Origin of the sequence: Pseudomonas sp. CBS, assembly GCF_024734645.1 — a bacterium.
Lineage (GTDB): Bacteria > Pseudomonadota > Gammaproteobacteria > Pseudomonadales > Pseudomonadaceae > Aquipseudomonas.
The window spans coordinates 2,768,823-2,785,106 of sequence record NZ_CP102929.1; the positions used below are offsets into that span (position 1 = coordinate 2,768,823).

A 16,284-nucleotide genomic window follows, 5' to 3' on the forward strand; every position below is an offset into this window, starting at 1 on the left:
TCATATTCTTATGCTTAAGCGGGGCCGCCACTTTACACTGACGCGGCCTTTTTTATTAGGCGATTACATTTAATTAGATGCAATAAACCCATGACAAGTACATTTATGCAGGGGACGGCAGCCGTCACCGTGGCGAACCAAGTGGTGACGCTGACCGCAGACAAGGATACCGAACAACGATTATCAACCAGAAAAGAACTGGGCAGTTTATTGATTATTGTATTTGAGTTGCTAGACAGCGGTGCAATTACGCTCGCAAAAAGAAAGTATCAGGAATTCATGCGCTATCTAAATAAACATTTCTCGCTGACACCAGAGCAGAATAAGGCCCTGAATAACGAGCTGTTTAATATGGGTGAGCGCCCTGCGCCCTTATTCGAACAGGGTGATATCTCCTATTCAGCGTCTTGGGCCGTCAAGTCGAAAGAGTAACTTCCCGTTGATTAAACTGAGGCTGAAATACGTCAATCCTCAGTTTCGATCAACCTGGCATTGAGCAGAGGGCGCACGCGCACGTCAGCGGCCTGCGCCCGCTAAACCCCAGCCCGCGCCTGCAAGCTCAAATGCGCCCTCTCCCCCGGCGCCAGGCTCGCAGCAGCCATCGCCGACTCCACACACACAAACCCCGAAGCCTCGTTGAAGCTCACCCCCAGCAACGGCCGGGTCCCCGGGTGCCACACCACCGTGTCGGCACTGTCACCGGTGTCGATGCACAGCTCGCGCTGCCAGGCGTGGTCCTTGAGGTGCAATTCGCCCTCGTGCTGGAACACTCGCTGACAGCCGCCTTCGACACGCAACTCGCCTTCCTGCTGGCACGCCTGGCGATTGAGCTGGTCGTAGCCTTGCGCGCCATCCAGCCCAGACAGCGCTACCTCACCCACGTTGCCAATCCGCCAATAGGCGTGCAAAGCATGGCTCAGTTGGCACGGCAACTCATCCTGGTGCTCGGTGGCCAGGCGCAGCTCCAGGGTTTCCCCCAGGTGCGCATGCAGGTCCACCTGCCAATCGCATAACTGCAATTGCCAGTGCAAACGCACGCCATCGTCGTCGGTGCTGCTGTCCAGCAGCTTCCAGTCGATCAGCCGCGCCCAACCATGGGATGGCCAGGCGTTTTCGCTGGGATGGCGGCCATACCACGGCCAACATACCGGCACGCCGCCACGAATGGCGCCGACCTGCGGCCACTTGGCCGCGCACCACAGCCAGGGCTTCTGGCCCGTGGGCTGAAAGTGCAGCAGTTGCGCGCCCTGACGACTGAACACCGCTTGGCAGAGCGGGTGATCAATCACCAGCACATCGCGCATCTGGAAGCGTTCCCAGGCGAATACCGGACGCTCGCGCAGGGATTTGAAAAAGCGTTGCAGCGGATGCTCATGCATGTGCCACGGTCCTGAATATCTTTGTAGGCGCTGGCTTGCCTGCGATGGCATCGCCTCGGTGTGGTAGATACACCGCGGGGCTCGCATCGCAGGCAAGCCAGCTCCCACACAAAAAAAGCGGATAGCCATGGCTACCCGCAAAATGCGCACAGAGAGAAGGAGCTTATCGCAACAACGTTAGAACGTAGACTGAATTTTCAGGCCCGCTACCACCGCGTTGTCGACTTGTTTCACACCACCTGGGTTGGCGATGTATTGCAGGTTAGGACGCACGGTCAGCCAGTTGGTGACGTGGAAGCCGTAGTTGAGTTCGACGTTGTACTCCGTGTTACGCAGCGGTGCGTAACCCGATTGGTCGTAATCCGTGAAACCGCCGGCCGCGTTGAGCAACTCAGCGTTTTTCTTCACGTCACTGTTGGCATGGATACGGGATACACCGATACCCACGTCATCTTTTGTACGTGCGTCGAATGGACCTTTATACACAAGCATCAGCGACTGGTAGTTGTCGACCAGGTTGGTGTCTTTGTCGTGGAAGGTGACGTTGGCCGCGATGTTCAAGCCGCGGGAAGCATCGCCATTGTGGGTGGTGAGTTGCTGTTGCAGAACGCCCCAGTAACCGCTTTTGCTGCTGCGAACGCGGAAGGCTGCGCCCGTGGTGCCAGCATCGTTACCGTTGACGTCTTCACGTACGTCGGTAGCGTCGGCGGTGCTCTTGTAGTAACCCACACGGTATTCGCCCGGCAGGCCATTGACCTTCGGCGACCAGACCAATTCAACCGGCAATACGGTGCCCTTGGTGCCGCTGCCGCTGAGTTTGAAGCCGTTGCCGTGCTCCAGTTGCGACGGGTTCTGGTTGTACGCACCGATTTGCGCATACAGCTCAGGCGTGATGTTGTACTTCACGCGGATGGCCGCCTGGCTGACGGGCCAGTTGTACCAGGTGTTTACATAGTTACCGACCTGCGAGCCACAGAACGACAGGTTCTGGAAGTCGCACGGGAAGGTGTTGAAGTCTTCGCCTTCACCGAAGTAACCGAGTTTCACGTCCAGCTTGTTGTCGAACATCTGGTGCTGAATCCAGAACTGGGTCAGACGCACCATGTGGCCTCGGCCGTCGACTTCTTGAGACGAACTCAAGGTGCCGGCACGCGGGTCGCCAATACGGTCGTTGGAGATGTTCGCGCCATTACGATTGGTCAGCTGGATCTTGGCCTGGGTGTTATCCCAGCCCCACAGCTTTTGCAGGTCCAGTGCCACGCCCAGACCGAACTGGTCAGCGTAACGGGCAGTCTTGTCATTGTTGTAGCCACCGCTGAGGTTGCCACCGACTTCACCGACGTAATCCGCCTTGATGTCGATACCTTGCTCGATCAGCTTGGTACGCTCGCCGCCCCAATCGCCGGTCATCCACTTGGAATCGGCGCTGAACGCGTCGTCCGCCATCGCATTGGCGGACAGTACCAGGGCGGCTGCTGCTGACAGTTGGCAGATCAGCCGGGTGTTGTTGTGGTGCTTTTTCATCCCTACATCCTCGTCTTTATTGTTATTAACTGTTTTTATCTAACGCGGTTTACTTCTTTGTGAGAGCAGGACTCTCACAAAAGCCCCTACACATCATTTGAAACTTCAGCGTCCCTTGAATTGAGCAACGTTGTCCGCACGGTCCTGTGCCGGCAACGAGGTGGCAGTGCCCAGGCGCTCGCCGGTCTTGGCGTCGAACAGCAACACCTTGGCCGGGTCGAACTGCAAGGTCAGGGTCTCGCCCACTTGCGGCGCCACATCGGGCGCCAGGCGGCAGCAGACCTTGGTGTCATTGATTTGCACGAACACCAGGGTGTCCGGACCGGTCGGCTCGGTGACTTGCACCTCGGCGCGAATGGTCGGCGCACCGGTGGCTTCGGCGGCGGCCAGCACGATCTGCTCCGGGCGCAGGCCCAGGATCACTTCGCGGTCTTCAAGGCCTGCATCGTTCATGTTCAACGGCAATTCACAGCGTGCCTGGCCGCTGTCCAGCAGGGCCACCAGGCGGCCGTCCTTGCGTTGCAGGCGCAGTGGAATGAAGTTCATCGGAGGTGAACCGATAAAGCTTGCCACAAACAGGTTGGCCGGGTCGTTATAGATCTCTTTCGGCGTGCCGAACTGTTGGATGATGCCGTCCTTCATCACCGCCACTTTGTCGCCCAAGGTCATCGCCTCGATCTGATCGTGGGTGACGTAGACGGTGGTGGTTTTCAGACGCTGGTGCATCAGCTTCATTTCAGTACGCATCTCGACCCGCAGCTTGGCGTCGAGGTTGGACAGTGGTTCGTCAAACAGGTAGATCTTCGGGCGACGCGCCAGTGCACGGCCCATGGCCACACGCTGTTGCTGACCGCCGGAGAGCTGGCCCGGCTTGCGATTGAGCAGGTGCTCGATCTGCAGCAGCTTGGCCACCCGTGCCACTTCTTCGTCGATCGCCGCCTGGGGCATCTTGCGGATTTTCAGGCCGAATTCGATGTTCTCGCGCACGCTCATGGTCGGGTACAGCGCGTAGGACTGGAACACCATGGCGATGTCACGATCCTTGGGGCTCATGCCGCTGACGTCCTGGTCGCCGATCATGATCGCGCCGCCGGAGATGTTTTCCAGGCCGGCAATGCAGTTCATCAAGGTCGATTTACCGCACCCCGAAGGCCCGACCAGGATCAGGAACTCACCCTCCTTGATCGACAGTTCGATGTTCTTCAGGGTGTCCGGCAGGCCGGTACCGTAGGTCTTGTTTACGTTACGAAGTTCAAGCGTTGCCATGATTACCCCTTGACCGCGCCGGCCGTCAGACCGCGCACGAAATACTTGCCTGCGACCACATAGACCAGCAGGGTCGGCAGCCCGGCGATCATCGCCGCCGCCATATCAACGTTATATTCCTTGACCCCGGTGCTGGTGTTGACCAGGTTGTTCAGCGCCACCGTGATGGGCTGCGAATCACCGCTGGAGAACACCACGCCGAACAGGAAGTCGTTCCAGATCTGCGTGAACTGCCAGATCAGGCACACCATGATGATCGGTGTCGACATCGGCAGGATGATCAGCCGGAAGATCGTGAAGAACCCCGCGCCATCCAAACGTGCCGCTTTCACCAGTGCATCGGGAATGCTGACGTAGTAGTTACGGAAGAACAGTGTCGTAAAGGCCAGTCCGTAGACGATGTGCACGAACACCAGACCCGTTGTGGTACTGGCCAGGCCCATCTTGCCGAGAGTGAACGAGGCTGGCAGCAGCACGGTCTGGAATGGCAGGAAGCAGCCGAACAGCAACAGGCCGAAGAACAACTGCGAACCGCGGAAACGCCACATCGACAACACGTAGCCGTTCAACGCGCCGATGCCGGTAGAGATCAGTACCGCCGGAACGGTGATCTTGATCGAGTTCCAGAAGTAACCGTCAACCGTGGCCCAGGCTTTCACCCAGCCGATGCCGGTGATCACGGTGGGCCAGCTCAGCAGGTTGCCGGTGCTGATGTCTTCCGGGGTCTTGAAGCTGGTCAGCAACATGACCACCAATGGCACCAGGTAAAGCAGGACAGCGAGGATCAGCACCGCGTAGATCGCGACGCGGCTCAGGCTGATGGCAGGTTTGCCGGCGAGACTAGTCATTACGCTTGGTCCTTAGCTCGGAGTACAGGTAAGGCACGATGATTGCGAGAATCGCACCGAGCATCAGAATCGCACTGGCCGAGCCCATGCCCATCTGGCCGCGGCTGAAGGTGAAGGAGTACATGAACATCGCCGGCAGGTCGGAGGAGTAACCCGGACCACCCGCAGTCATTGCCGCCACCAGGTCGAAACTCTTGATCGCGATGTGCGCCAGGATCATTACCGCACTGAAGAACACCGGGCGCAGGCTTGGCAGTACCACTTTCCAGTAGATGCGCGGCATGCTCGCGCCGTCGATCTGCGCGGCACGGATGATCGATTGATCAACACCCCGCAGGCCGGCGAGGAACATCGCCATGATGAAGCCCGAGGCTTGCCACACAGCGGCGATCACCAGGCAATACACCACACGGTCCGGGTCGATCAGCCAGTCCAGGCGAAAGCCTTCCCAGCCCCAGTCACGCAGCAATTTGTCCAGGCCCATGCCCGGGTTGAGCAGCCATTTCCAGGCCGTACCGGTAACGATCATCGAGAGCGCCATCGGGTACAGGTAAATGGTACGGATAAAACCTTCGCGGCGGATTTTCTGGTCGAGGAAAATCGCCAGGGTCACGCCGATCACCAGGGTGATGCCGATGAACATGCCACCGAACACCGCCAGGTTCTTGCTCGCGACCCACCAGCGGTCGTTGTCGAACAAGCGCACGTATTGCGCCAGGCCTACAAACTTGTAGGTCGGCAGGAAAGTCGAGTTAGTGAACGACAGCACAAACGTCCACAGGATGTAGCCATAGAAGCCCACCAGAACGATGAACATGCTCGGCGCCAGCACCAGTTTGGGTAGCCAGCGCTGCAGTGCATCGAACGGCGAGGCTTTGCTGAACACAGCAACAGAACTCATGGGAAAATCCAGTACAGGGAAAAAGGACTACAGGAACACGCCTTGTGGGGGTCAGGGGTCCCCCCACAAGGCCATTCAGTGCTAACCGTTACTTGGCCGACTTGATCGCTGCCGCGAGTTTCTTCGCGGTATCAGCAGGGTCAGCTTTCGGGTCGTTGATGTAGTTGGTCACGACATCAAAGAACGCGCCTTGTACCGCCAGCGTGGTCGCCATGTTGTGCGCCATGCTCGGCTGCAGGCCACCGGTCTGGGCGTCTGCAAGGAAGTCCTTGGCAGCGGTCTGGGCGCAGGAGTCGAAGCCGTATTTGCCCATGTCTTTCAACATGTCGATACGAACCGGGATCGAGCCCTTGTTGATGCTGAAGACTTTCTGGAAGTTTTCGCTCAGCACGACCTTGGCGATGTCCTGCTGACCGGCAGCAGTGCCTTTGTCTTTCTGCTTGAAGGCTGCGAGGGAGTCGATGTTGTAGGTGAAGGCCTTGTCGGTGCCCGGGAAGGCTACGCACTCGTAGTCTTTGCCGGCGACTTTCTTGGCGGCGGTCCATTCACTCTTGGCCCAGTCACCCATGATCTGCATGCCGGCCTTGCCGTTGATGACTTTGGCCGCTTCCAGGTTCCAGTCCTGGCCTTTGCCGTCGGCGTCCATGTAGGTCGCGACTTTCTTCAGCTCGGTCAGGGACTTGATCATTTCAGGGCCGGTGAGGGCTTTTTCATCCAGGTCGACCAGGGCCTTCTTGTAACCGTCAGCCCCCATGACCGAGAGCACGACCGCTTCAAAAACGGTGCTGTCCTGCCAAGGCTGGCCACCGTGGGCGAGCGCAATGAAGCCGGCTTTTTTCAGCTTGTCGCCAGCGGCGTAGAATTCTTCGAGGGTGGTAGGCGGTTTTTCGATACCGGCTTTCTTGAAGACTTCCGGGTTGATCCACAGCCAGTTGACGCGGTGGATGTTCACCGGCACGGCGACGTAATCACCTTCGTACTTCACGGTATCGGAGACTTTCTTGTCCAGCAGGCTGTCCCACTTCTCTTCTTTGGCGGGAACCTTCAGGACGTCGGTGTCGAGCAGCCCGGTGGACGCCCATTCCTGGATGTCGGGGCCTTTGATCTGGGCCATGCCTGGCGGGTTGCCAGCAACGGCGCGGCTTTTCAGTACGGTCATGGCAGTCGAACCGCCACCGCCGGCGACGGCACCGTCTTTCCAGGTGAAACCGTCTTTTTCAACTTGGGCCTTCAGGACATCTACTGCCGCTTTCTCGCCACCCGAGGTCCACCAATGCACAACTTCAACCGTCCCTTTCGAGTCGGCGGCAAAAGCACTGAGGGGAAACAACGAGGCAACGGAAATAGCAACGGCGAGGCGACTGATCGCTTTCATCTGAGTACCTTTTTTCTTGTTGTTATGCATGCAAGTCGGTGCTTGCGCTGCAAACGAGTTTAAACAGGGATTTTTAGGTGCAGGTAACAAAGGGACGCCAAAATGTCACCACTTGGTGACATAACGCCCGGCGGCCACGGCACTGGCCATGCTCGGTGCCAAGGGTAGACCCGGCAGCAAGACAGACTGCCAGGCGTGATACAGGTCCGGCTTGCCACCCCAGATCTTGCTGCTGGGCTGGTTTTTCGGGCTCAGTTCGTGGTGCCAGCTGCCATGGGTGCGGTCAATGAAATGGCTTTCACAGAACTCCCAGAAGCGCCGGTACCAGATTTCGTAATGCAGCTCACCCGTGCGTTTGAGCAGCGCCTGGGCAGCGGCGCTGGCTTCACAATGGGTCCAGTGCAGGCGCTCGTGCACCACGGGGCGCTGGCTCCAGTCGAGGGTGTAGACAATGCCGGGGGCGCCGTCGACGGCCCAGGCATATTCGCAGGCACTGGCGAACAGGCCTTTGACGTCGGTCAACAACCACTCAGGCGTAACGAGCCCGGCATCCAGGCGCGCCGCCTCCAGGTGCAGCACCAGCCGCGCCCATTCAAAGCCGTGACCGGGGGTGATGCCGTAAGGGCGAAAACCATCGGCCGGATTATCTTCGTTGTAACCGCGCAGGGGTTGCCAGTGGCTGTCGAAATGCTCGATCACCATGTACTGGTTTTCCGCCGCATGGGTATGGATCACCCGTTCGACGATGCGTAGCGCGCGATCCAGCCAACGGGTTTCACCGGTGACATCGGCCAGGGCCAGGAAGGCTTCGGTGGCGTGCATGTTGCTGTTGGCGCCGCGATAGGCTTCTACACCACTCCAGTCCTGGGCAAAGGACTCGAGCATCGCGCCCTCCTCTTCGCTCCAGAAGTACTGGTCGATGATGTGGGTCGCGTCGTTGAGCAAGGTGTGCGCGCCGGGCGCGCCGGCCACTACTGCCGAGCTGGCAGCCAGGGCCACAAAGGCATGCAGGTAGGCGGCCTTGCCGGTGTTGCCATCGCGGGCATTGGGCGTAGCGAACCAACCACCGTGCCGGTCATCACGCAGCGGGCCGCTGAGGGCCGCAACGCCATGTTCCACCAAGTCGGCATAACCTGGCAGCCCCAGGCTATGGGCCATGGCGAAGCTGTGGGTCATACGGGCGGTGTTCATGGTTTCAGCGACGGCATCGGGCGGCAAAACGCCGTGATCGTCGAGATTGCCGAAGCCTTCAGGCAGTTTGGAAGACTTGGCGAATGACAGCAGGCGCTGGCCTTCAGTGGCAAGCCAGGCGTGATGGGCAGGAGCGTTCAGCCAACTACTGGCAGGCAGTGGTTGCGTGGTCATGATTAGCCCTTTTTATTATGTGCGGGATGACGGGAGTCTAAACAAGGGCGGGGCGAGGGCAAGTAACGAAGGAGGCAGGAAATGTCACCGAATGGTGACATTGAGTGTGCCAGGGCCTGCAGGCGCCATGTGCAATGACGCCTGCAGGCACTCACATCACTGCTGCCCGAGCGGGGTGATCCGGGCCGGCTGGTTGATCTGCTGCTGCAGGTTCTGCACCTGGCTTTGCAAGGCAGTGACGTTGCGCGTGGTCTGGATGCGGAACACGTCGAACTCCTTGGTGGACGGACCGTCGGAGGCCGCCGCGCGGTTGTCCAGTTCACTCTTGAGGACCACGAGGTCCTGCTCCAGGCGGGCGATGGCGGCGGTGGGGTTGCCCTGCTTTTTCAGGGCCGCGACGTCGGCGGAGAGGTCCTTGAATTCGGCGTCCCGGGACTTGAGGGTAGCCACCGCCTCCGTCAGCGCCTGGACCTGGCCTTGCAGTTGCGCGTTGGCACTGGACAGTTGGGCGGTGCTGGCAGTCATTTGCTCCAGGCGTTTGTCCAGGTCAGTGGCCTGGCCGGCCACGCCCAACTGCTGCTTGCCCTGCTCGAGCAGTTGGGTTTCCAGTTGCTTGATCTGCAATTTCAGGGCTTCGCTGCCATTGTTCACGTTGGCTTCGCTGGCCACCACCTTGCCGGAAATGTCCTGCAGGCGCCCCGCCGCTTCCTCGCTGATACGCGCGAAGCTTTCCTGGGTAGCCACCAGTTGCTGGCCCATCAGGGAGATCTGCTGGAAGCTCCACCAGGCAAGGCCGGCAAAGGCAAACAGGAGTGCGCCGACCAGTGCCCACAACGGCCCGGTACTGGCGCTCTTGACCTTGACCACAGGTGTTGGCCGGGAACGCACGGACGTGGCCGGCGTAGGCTCGAAATCATCGTCGTCCGAGGTGTCAGCCCGCAGGCTGGGAACGTTGTCAAAGTCGTCGTTAGCATCGTTACGCATGAATCAACCTTCAAACCTTTGAGGTGGCATATGAATAGCCAAGCGCCGGAGTATAAACCCCCGACCTGCCGCACTGATCGACCCTGGGTCGCAAATTCGGTTCCCGGTGTGTTGCCGGTTATTTAAGTGCTGCGTCCTGGGCCTTCCACCAACTGCAGAACTCGTCGAGGGCCGCCCACAGGCTGACCTTGGGCTGGTAGTCGAGATAATGCCGTGCGCGGGTGATGTCGAGGGTGAAATCTTTGTTCATGACCTGCATGCCCAGCCGTGACAAAGACGGCTCCGGACGTCCTGGCCACATCGCACAGAAGGCCTCGTTCAGCGCCGCAACACTGTAGGACAAGCCGTAGGAGCGGTAACGGGTGACCTGGGGCATGTCCATTTGACGCATCACGTAGTTCACCACATCCCACACCGGCACCGGGGCGCCGTTGCTGATGTTGTAGGCCTTGCCCAACGCTGAACCCGTCGCCAGCAAACCGCTGAGCAGCGCTTCATTGAGGTTGTGCACGCTGGTGAAATCCACCTTGTTCAGGCCATCCCCGACAATCGCCAGGCGGTTCTTGCGCTGCATCTTCAACAAGCGCGGGAAGATACTCATGTCACCGGCACCGGTGACAAAACGCGGGCGCAGGGCCAGCACTTCGAGGCCGAATTCCTGGGCGCCAAACACCTTTTGTTCCGCCAGGTATTTGGTGGCCGCATACGGATGCTTGAAGCGCTTGGGCACTTGTTCTTCGGTCACCCCCAGGTGGTCGCGGCCGTCGAAATAGATCGACGGCGACGACAGGTGCACCAGGCGCCCGACCCGCTGCTTGAGGCAGGCCTCCACCACGTTTTCGGTGACCAGCACATTGCCCTGATGGAAGTCCTGATAGCGCCCCCACAGCCCCACGGCCCCGGCGCAATGCACCACGGCCTCGACGTCGCGGCACAGCTCGCGCACCAGGTCCGGATCATTCAAATCACCCTGGATAAACTCGGCGCCGCGCCGCACCAGATGCTCCACACCTTCGGCCCGCCGCCCGTTGACCCGCACGTCCAGGCCCTGCTCCAGAGCGAAACGCGCAAAACGCCCGCCAATGAAGCCGCTTGCGCCGGTGACCAGAATTTTCATGACTTACTCCGCATTCTTTCGTTTTTCATCGCTGTTGCCTTGACGCTGGCCATCACGCCAACGGCACCAACCATTGCCCCGTTGTGTGTGCCAGATGATCCGTCAGCAGCCCCAGCAATTGTCCACCACTGCGCCAATGATGCCAGTACAGCGGCACATCGATCGGCTTATCTGGCAATAACTCCACCAGTACGCCTCTTTCCAGTTGATCGCGCACCTGCAATTCGGGCACCAGGCCCCAGCCCAATCCGGCTTCCGTCAGGCGGATAAAACCTTCGGACGAGGGGCATAAATGGTGTTCGAAACCACCGTCGACCCCAAGGGAAGCCAGGTAGCGATGCTGCAGAAAATCATCCGGGCCGAACACCAGCGCCGGGGTGCGGGCCAGTTGATCGGCGCGTACGCCATCGGGAAAGTGCCGCGCGACAAATGCCGGGCTGGCCAGCGCCCGATAGCGCATGGCACCGAGCAACAGGCTGCGGGCACCGGCCACCGGGCGTTCGCTGGCGCAGATACACGCCGCCACTTCGCCGGCACGCATGCGTTTGAGACCGACGGTCTGGTCTTCCACGACCAAATCCAGCAGCAGGTGTTGCTCGGCGCAGAAGTCGCTGACGGCCTCGGCCCACCAGGTGGCGAGGCTGTCGGCATTCAAGGCGATGCGCAGGCGCTCGGGCATGCCCTCTTCATCCAGCGCGGGCACCTGGCTTTGCAGGTCGCGCTCCAACAATCGCACCTGTTGCACGTGGTTGAGCAAACGGCGGCCGATTTCGGTGGGCGTCGGCGGCGTGGCGCGTACCAGCACCGGCTGGCCGACCCGCGCTTCCAGCAGCTTGATGCGCTGGGAGATCGCCGACTGAGAAATTCCCAGCACCTGGGCGCCCCGCTCAAAGCCAGCCTGTTCCACCACCGCTGCGAGGGCGGAAAGCAATTTATAGTCGAACATCAGTTTTCCTAATGAGCGATCAGCAATATTGGTTTTTCTTATACAGCCTTGGACGGGAGAATAGCCAGCATCGCTTCTTCTTATTCAAGGACCTTCCACATGGCTGGCGAAACCGCCCTGGCAACCCTGCTGCGCAGCATGAGCCCACAGCTCAACGACGGCGACTACGTGTTCTGCACCCTGGCCGACGGCCGCATTCCCGAAGGTTGCGACGTGATCGGCAGCTTCCGCGAGCAGGAAGGCCTGACGCTGATCGTCGAGCGCCAGCAGGCCGAACGGGCCGGACTGGCTTTCGAATACGTAGCGGCGTGGATCACCCTCAACGTGCATTCGGCCCTGGAAGCCGTCGGCCTGACCGCAGCCTTCGCCACCGCCCTGGGCAAGGCCGGGATCAGTTGCAACGTGATTGCCGGCTACTACCACGATCACTTGTTCGTTGGCCGCGCCGATGCCGAGCGCGCGATGAAGGTGTTGCAGCAATTGGCAGCGGACGCGGAGTAAATCCTATGTGGCAGAGCTATACGAATGGCCTGTTGGTAGCCTTTGGTTTGATCATGGCGATCGGCACCCAGAACGCATTTGTGCTGGCGCAGAGCCTGCGGCGCGAACATCACCTGCCCGTGGCGGCATTGTGTGTGGTCTGTGACGCCATCCTGGTGGCCGCCGGCGTGTTCGGCCTGGCGACCGTGCTGGCGCATAACCCGATATTGCTGGCAGTTGCCCGTTGGGGCGGCGCGGCGTTCCTGTTGTGGTACGGCACCCTTGCCCTGCGCCGGGCCTGCTCGAAGCAGAGCCTGGGCCAGGGCGAGAACCTCAAGGTGCGCTCGCTGAAGGCGGTGATGCTCAGCGCCCTGGCGGTGACGTTGCTCAATCCCCACGTGTATCTGGACACCGTTCTGTTGATCGGCTCCCTCGGCGCTCAGCAGACCGAGCCGGGCGCCTACGTGGCCGGTGCCGCCAGCGCTTCATTCCTGTGGTTCATGACCCTGGCCCTGGGCGCCGCATGGCTGGCACCGTGGCTGGCGCGCCCTGCCACCTGGCGAATTCTGGACCTGCTGGTGGCGGCCATGATGTTCAGCGTGGCCTATCAATTAATCAGCGCCGCATAAACTTTTTTCAACAGAAGCCAAAACCCTCTGGAACCTCTATCCCACACAGTTGTTGCGTGGTTTTGCCGCACCCCCGGTGCTATGATCCAGCCCCTGCGCCGCAAAGAGTACAAACTCCCCGGCGCTTGTTTGGCCGCCCGTGATCGGCCTTGCGCTCACCGCAACTGACCTGATTAGGAGAATCATCATGGCTTTCGAATTGCCGCCGCTGCCCTACGCACACGATGCCCTGCAGCCGCACATTTCCAAGGAAACCTTGGAGTATCACCACGACAAGCACCACAACACCTATGTCGTGAACCTGAACAACCTGGTGCCTGGCACCGAGTTCGAAGGCAAGACCCTGGAAGAAATCGTCAAGTCTTCTTCGGGCGGCATCTTCAACAACGCCGCTCAGGTCTGGAACCACACGTTCTACTGGAACTGCCTGGCGCCAAACGCCGGCGGCCAACCTACCGGCGCGCTGGCTGAAGCCATCAACGCAGCCTTCGGTTCGTTCGACAAGTTCAAGGAAGAGTTCACCAAGACTTCCGTCGGCACCTTCGGTTCCGGTTGGGGCTGGCTGGTGAAAAAGGCTGACGGTTCCCTGGCCCTGGCCAGCACCATCGGCGCCGGCAACCCGCTGACCAGCGGCGACACCCCGCTGCTGACCTGCGACGTCTGGGAACACGCTTACTACATCGACTACCGCAACGTGCGTCCAAAGTATGTGGAAGCGTTCTGGAACCTGGTCAACTGGAAGTTCGTGGCTGAGCAGTTCGAAGGCAAAACCTTCACCGCTTAAGCAACGCTTGCAGTAGAAAAAGCCCGGCAATTGCCGGGCTTTTTTGTGGCTGATGCAAAAGCGTAATGCAGGACGCTTGGAACTCAAGGAGATGAACGGGCCACCCAACCAGTGAGAGAAATAACTCTCTCATTTCAGTCAGGAGAGTCCGCAATGGATCCAGTAACGATAGGAATGTCTGCCATTTCAGCAGCAGCGCCGCTGGCAGAAAAAGGCATGGACCTGATAGCCAAACTTATAGATTCAACAAATCAGGATGGGGATAAGGGCCAGGGCAAAGCCGGCGAAGATGTCCACCAGAAACCAGCCACGCAGATTCAGTTCGGCTGATAAAACCCTCGACAACCTCTCGCGAGCTATCAAAAAGGCATTTGCCTTCGCTCCCCCGCGCGGTACGCGAGGACGGCGGACAGGATCCGCCCTCCTCCTTCCCGACGTTCAGTTGTTAGTATTCAGGCTCTGCGAGCCCAATGTTCCTTTGACTGCCCTCACCGGATTGCCAATACTCATGGCATATTGAGGCTACCCGCATGGAACAAGGAATACCCCTTTGAAGCTGGAACTCAAAAACAGCTTGTCGGTGAAGTTGCTACGGGTGGTGCTGCTTTCGGCATTGGCAGTGGGCGTGGTGCTGAGCGCGGCGCAGATCGTCTTTGATGCCTACAAGACGCGCCAGGCCGTGGCCGGTGATGCCCAGCGCATCCTCGACATGTTTCGCGACCCGTCCACCCAGGCCGTCTATAGCCTGGACCGGGAGATGGGCATGCAGGTCATCGAAGGTCTGTTCCAGGACGATGCCGTGCGCATGGCCTCCATCGGCCATCCCAACGAAACCATGCTCGCGGAGAAAACTCGCGACCTGCAACAATCCCCGACCCGCTGGCTGACCGACCTGATTCTGGGCCAGGAGCGCACCTTCACCACGCCACTGGTGGGGCGCGGGCCTTATAGCGAGTATTACGGCGACCTGAGCATCACCCTCGACACCGCCACCTATGGCAAAGGGTTTCTCGTCAGTTCGGTGATCATTTTCATCTCCGGGGTGCTGCGGGCCCTGGCCATGGGCCTGGTGTTGTACCTGGTCTATCACTGGCTGCTGACCAAGCCGCTGTCGCGCATCATCGAGCACTTGAGTTCAATCAACCCGGACCGCCCCAGCGAGCACAAGATCCCGCAGCTCAAGGGCCACGAGAAAAACGAGCTGGGGATCTGGATCAACACCGCCAACCAGTTGCTCGAATCTATCGAGCGCAACACGCACTTGCGCCATGAGGCGGAAAACAGCCTGCTGCGCATGGCCCAGTACGACTTTCTTACCGGCCTGCCGAACCGCCAGAAGTTGCAGGAGCAACTGGACAAGATCCTGATCGACGCCGGCCGCCGCCAACGCAGCGTTGCAGTGCTGTGCGTGGGGCTGGATGACTTCAAAAGCGTCAACGAGCAGTTCACCTACCAGGCCGGCGACCAATTGCTGCTGGCCCTGGCCGACCGCCTGCGGGCCCACAGTGGTCGTCTCGGCGCCCTCGCCCGCCTGGGTGGCGACCAGTTCGCCCTGGTGCAGGCCGATATCGAGCAACCCTACGAAGCCGCCGAGCTGGCACAAAGCATTCTTGATGACCTGGAAGCGGAATTCGCCCTCGACGATGGGCACGAGCAGATCCGCCTGCGCGCCACCATCGGCATCACGCTGTTCCCGGAAGACGGTGACAGCACCGAGAAGCTGCTGCAAAAAGCCGAACAGACCATGACCCTGGCCAAGAGCCGTTCGCGCAACCGCTACCAGTTCTATATCGCCAGCGTCGACAGCGAAATGCGCCGCCGCCGCGAGCTGGAAAAGGATCTGCGCGACGCCTTGAGCCGCGAGCAGTTCCACCTGGTGTACCAGCCGCAGATCAGCTATCTCGACCATCGCGTGGTGGGTGTCGAAGCCTTGATCCGCTGGCAGCACCCGGAACACGGCCTGGTGCCGCCCGACCTGTTTATCCCCTTGGCGGAACAGAACGGCACCATCATTGCCATCGGCGAATGGGTGCTGGACCAGGCCTGCCGGCAACTGCGGGAATGGCATGACATGGGCTTCACCGAACTGCGCATGGCAGTCAACCTGTCCACCGTACAGTTGCACCATGCCGAGCTGCCACGGGTGGTCAACAACCTGCTGCAAATCTACCGCCTGCCGCCCCGCAGCCTGGAGCTGGAAGTCACCGAGACCGGCCTGATGGAAGACATCAGCACCGCCGCCCAGCACCTGCTGAGCCTGCGCCGCTCCGGGGCGCTGATTGCAATTGATGACTTCGGCACGGGTTATTCGTCCCTGAGCTATCTGAAAAGCCTGCCGCTGGACAAGATCAAGATCGACAAGAGCTTCGTCCAGGACCTGCTGGATGACGACGACGATGCAACCATCGTGCGGGCCATCATCCAGCTCGGCAAAAGCCTCGGTATGCAGGTGATCGCCGAAGGCGTGGAGACCGCCGAACAGGAGGCCTACATCATCTCCGAGGGTTGCCACGAAGGTCAGGGCTACCACTACAGCAAACCCCTGCCGGCACGGGAGTTGGCGGTCTACTTGAAACAGGCCCAACGCAATAACGCCGCCATTCTCTGAAGCAATGCTGGCCAGTGGTGCCCCGCGCACCGATGGCCAGCAAATCGAAACTAAATATTTCCTAGTTATAACCCTTTA

General features: G+C 59.9%; 16 protein-coding genes. 6 read left to right on the top strand and 10 right to left on the bottom strand.

Going from position 1 to position 16,284, the window contains the following annotated elements:
- Window positions 1-90: 90 nt before the first annotated feature.
- The gene (locus NVB75_RS12530; protein ID WP_258347349.1) at window positions 91-432 is read left to right on the top strand and encodes a hypothetical protein; all 342 of its coding nucleotides are present in this window, start codon (window positions 91-93) and stop codon (window positions 430-432) included.
- 101 nt (window positions 433-533) lie between these two features.
- On the opposite strand, the gene NVB75_RS12535 is transcribed toward NVB75_RS12530, so the two are convergent.
- The 10 genes from NVB75_RS12535 to NVB75_RS12580 form a co-directional block, all read right to left on the bottom strand.
- Entirely contained in the window at window positions 534-1,379 is an 846-nt protein-coding gene (locus tag NVB75_RS12535) for a D-hexose-6-phosphate mutarotase (RefSeq protein ID WP_258347350.1), read from the bottom strand.
- 177 nt (window positions 1,380-1,556) lie between these two features.
- Window positions 1,557-2,903 carry a carbohydrate porin gene (locus NVB75_RS12540; RefSeq protein ID WP_063027703.1) on the bottom strand — a complete coding sequence of 449 codons (1,347 nt, stop codon included), beginning with the start codon at window positions 2,901-2,903 and terminating at the stop codon, window positions 1,557-1,559.
- 105 nt (window positions 2,904-3,008) lie between these two features.
- Window positions 3,009-4,169: an ABC transporter ATP-binding protein gene (locus NVB75_RS12545; RefSeq protein WP_258347351.1), complete on the bottom strand. Its 1,161-nt coding sequence runs from the start codon at window positions 4,167-4,169 to the stop codon at window positions 3,009-3,011.
- Between the two features lie 2 nt (window positions 4,170-4,171).
- Complete coding sequence (locus NVB75_RS12550; protein ID WP_017475737.1) at window positions 4,172-5,017, bottom strand: carbohydrate ABC transporter permease; 846 nt, start codon at window positions 5,015-5,017, stop codon at window positions 4,172-4,174.
- On the bottom strand, window positions 5,010-5,918 hold the full coding sequence (locus tag NVB75_RS12555) for a carbohydrate ABC transporter permease (protein WP_003213011.1): 909 nt from the start codon (window positions 5,916-5,918) through the stop codon (window positions 5,010-5,012). The genes NVB75_RS12550 and NVB75_RS12555 overlap by 8 nt, the downstream gene beginning before the upstream one ends.
- 88 nt (window positions 5,919-6,006) lie before the next feature.
- Window positions 6,007-7,293 carry an ABC transporter substrate-binding protein gene (locus tag NVB75_RS12560; RefSeq protein ID WP_134327218.1) on the bottom strand — a complete coding sequence of 429 codons (1,287 nt, stop codon included), beginning with the start codon at window positions 7,291-7,293 and terminating at the stop codon, window positions 6,007-6,009.
- A gap of 105 nt (window positions 7,294-7,398) precedes the next feature.
- Entirely contained in the window at window positions 7,399-8,658 is a 1,260-nt protein-coding gene (locus NVB75_RS12565; RefSeq protein ID WP_258347352.1) for an AGE family epimerase/isomerase, read from the bottom strand.
- A 156-nt stretch (window positions 8,659-8,814) separates the two neighbouring features.
- On the bottom strand, window positions 8,815-9,642 hold the full coding sequence (locus tag NVB75_RS12570; RefSeq protein WP_258347353.1) for an ATPase: 828 nt from the start codon (window positions 9,640-9,642) through the stop codon (window positions 8,815-8,817).
- Window positions 9,643-9,760: 118 nt separating this feature from the next.
- The gene (locus tag NVB75_RS12575) at window positions 9,761-10,759 is read right to left on the bottom strand and encodes an NAD(P)-dependent oxidoreductase (RefSeq protein ID WP_258347354.1); all 999 of its coding nucleotides are present in this window, start codon (window positions 10,757-10,759) and stop codon (window positions 9,761-9,763) included.
- Window positions 10,760-10,811: 52 nt separating this feature from the next.
- A complete protein-coding gene (locus NVB75_RS12580; RefSeq protein ID WP_063027695.1) occupies window positions 10,812-11,705 on the bottom strand; it encodes a LysR family transcriptional regulator ArgP in 894 nt (297 codons plus the stop codon).
- Window positions 11,706-11,804: 99 nt separating this feature from the next.
- Here NVB75_RS12580 and NVB75_RS12585 point away from each other — a divergent pair, with 99 nt between their 5' ends.
- The 5 genes from NVB75_RS12585 to NVB75_RS12605 all read left to right on the top strand — a co-directional run bounded on the left by NVB75_RS12585 (window position 11,805) and on the right by NVB75_RS12605 (window position 16,206).
- Window positions 11,805-12,206, top strand: a complete 402-nt coding sequence (locus tag NVB75_RS12585) for an ACT domain-containing protein (RefSeq protein WP_258347355.1) — start codon at window positions 11,805-11,807, stop codon at window positions 12,204-12,206.
- A 5-nt stretch (window positions 12,207-12,211) separates the two neighbouring features.
- Window positions 12,212-12,814, top strand: a complete 603-nt coding sequence (locus NVB75_RS12590; protein ID WP_076015866.1) for a LysE/ArgO family amino acid transporter — start codon at window positions 12,212-12,214, stop codon at window positions 12,812-12,814.
- Window positions 12,815-13,001: 187 nt separating this feature from the next.
- Window positions 13,002-13,598: a superoxide dismutase gene (locus NVB75_RS12595; RefSeq protein WP_003212997.1), complete on the top strand. Its 597-nt coding sequence runs from the start codon at window positions 13,002-13,004 to the stop codon at window positions 13,596-13,598.
- Window positions 13,599-13,751: 153 nt separating this feature from the next.
- Window positions 13,752-13,928, top strand: coding sequence for a hypothetical protein (locus NVB75_RS12600; protein WP_258347356.1), 177 nt, complete (start codon window positions 13,752-13,754; stop codon window positions 13,926-13,928).
- A 220-nt stretch (window positions 13,929-14,148) separates the two neighbouring features.
- Window positions 14,149-16,206: a bifunctional diguanylate cyclase/phosphodiesterase gene (locus tag NVB75_RS12605; RefSeq protein ID WP_258347357.1), complete on the top strand. Its 2,058-nt coding sequence runs from the start codon at window positions 14,149-14,151 to the stop codon at window positions 16,204-16,206.
- The last annotated feature ends 78 nt before the right edge of the window (window positions 16,207-16,284 follow it).

What these genes read in the sequence shown, in the direction of transcription:
- NVB75_RS12530 (WP_258347349.1), top strand. Translation starts at nt 91, where the DNA reads ATGACAAGTACATTTATGCAGGGGACGGCAGCCGTCACCGTGGCGAAC.
- NVB75_RS12535 (WP_258347350.1), bottom strand. Translation starts at nt 1,379, where the DNA reads ATGCATGAGCATCCGCTGCAACGCTTTTTCAAATCCCTGCGCGAGCGT.
- NVB75_RS12540 (WP_063027703.1), bottom strand. Translation starts at nt 2,903, where the DNA reads ATGAAAAAGCACCACAACAACACCCGGCTGATCTGCCAACTGTCAGCA.
- NVB75_RS12545 (WP_258347351.1), bottom strand. Translation starts at nt 4,169, where the DNA reads ATGGCAACGCTTGAACTTCGTAACGTAAACAAGACCTACGGTACCGGC.
- NVB75_RS12550 (WP_017475737.1), bottom strand. Translation starts at nt 5,017, where the DNA reads ATGACTAGTCTCGCCGGCAAACCTGCCATCAGCCTGAGCCGCGTCGCG.
- NVB75_RS12555 (WP_003213011.1), bottom strand. Translation starts at nt 5,918, where the DNA reads ATGAGTTCTGTTGCTGTGTTCAGCAAAGCCTCGCCGTTCGATGCACTG.
- NVB75_RS12560 (WP_134327218.1), bottom strand. Translation starts at nt 7,293, where the DNA reads ATGAAAGCGATCAGTCGCCTCGCCGTTGCTATTTCCGTTGCCTCGTTG.
- NVB75_RS12565 (WP_258347352.1), bottom strand. Translation starts at nt 8,658, where the DNA reads ATGACCACGCAACCACTGCCTGCCAGTAGTTGGCTGAACGCTCCTGCC.
- NVB75_RS12570 (WP_258347353.1), bottom strand. Translation starts at nt 9,642, where the DNA reads ATGCGTAACGATGCTAACGACGACTTTGACAACGTTCCCAGCCTGCGG.
- NVB75_RS12575 (WP_258347354.1), bottom strand. Translation starts at nt 10,759, where the DNA reads ATGAAAATTCTGGTCACCGGCGCAAGCGGCTTCATTGGCGGGCGTTTT.
- NVB75_RS12580 (WP_063027695.1), bottom strand. Translation starts at nt 11,705, where the DNA reads ATGTTCGACTATAAATTGCTTTCCGCCCTCGCAGCGGTGGTGGAACAG.
- NVB75_RS12585 (WP_258347355.1), top strand. Translation starts at nt 11,805, where the DNA reads ATGGCTGGCGAAACCGCCCTGGCAACCCTGCTGCGCAGCATGAGCCCA.
- NVB75_RS12590 (WP_076015866.1), top strand. Translation starts at nt 12,212, where the DNA reads ATGTGGCAGAGCTATACGAATGGCCTGTTGGTAGCCTTTGGTTTGATC.
- NVB75_RS12595 (WP_003212997.1), top strand. Translation starts at nt 13,002, where the DNA reads ATGGCTTTCGAATTGCCGCCGCTGCCCTACGCACACGATGCCCTGCAG.
- NVB75_RS12600 (WP_258347356.1), top strand. Translation starts at nt 13,752, where the DNA reads ATGGATCCAGTAACGATAGGAATGTCTGCCATTTCAGCAGCAGCGCCG.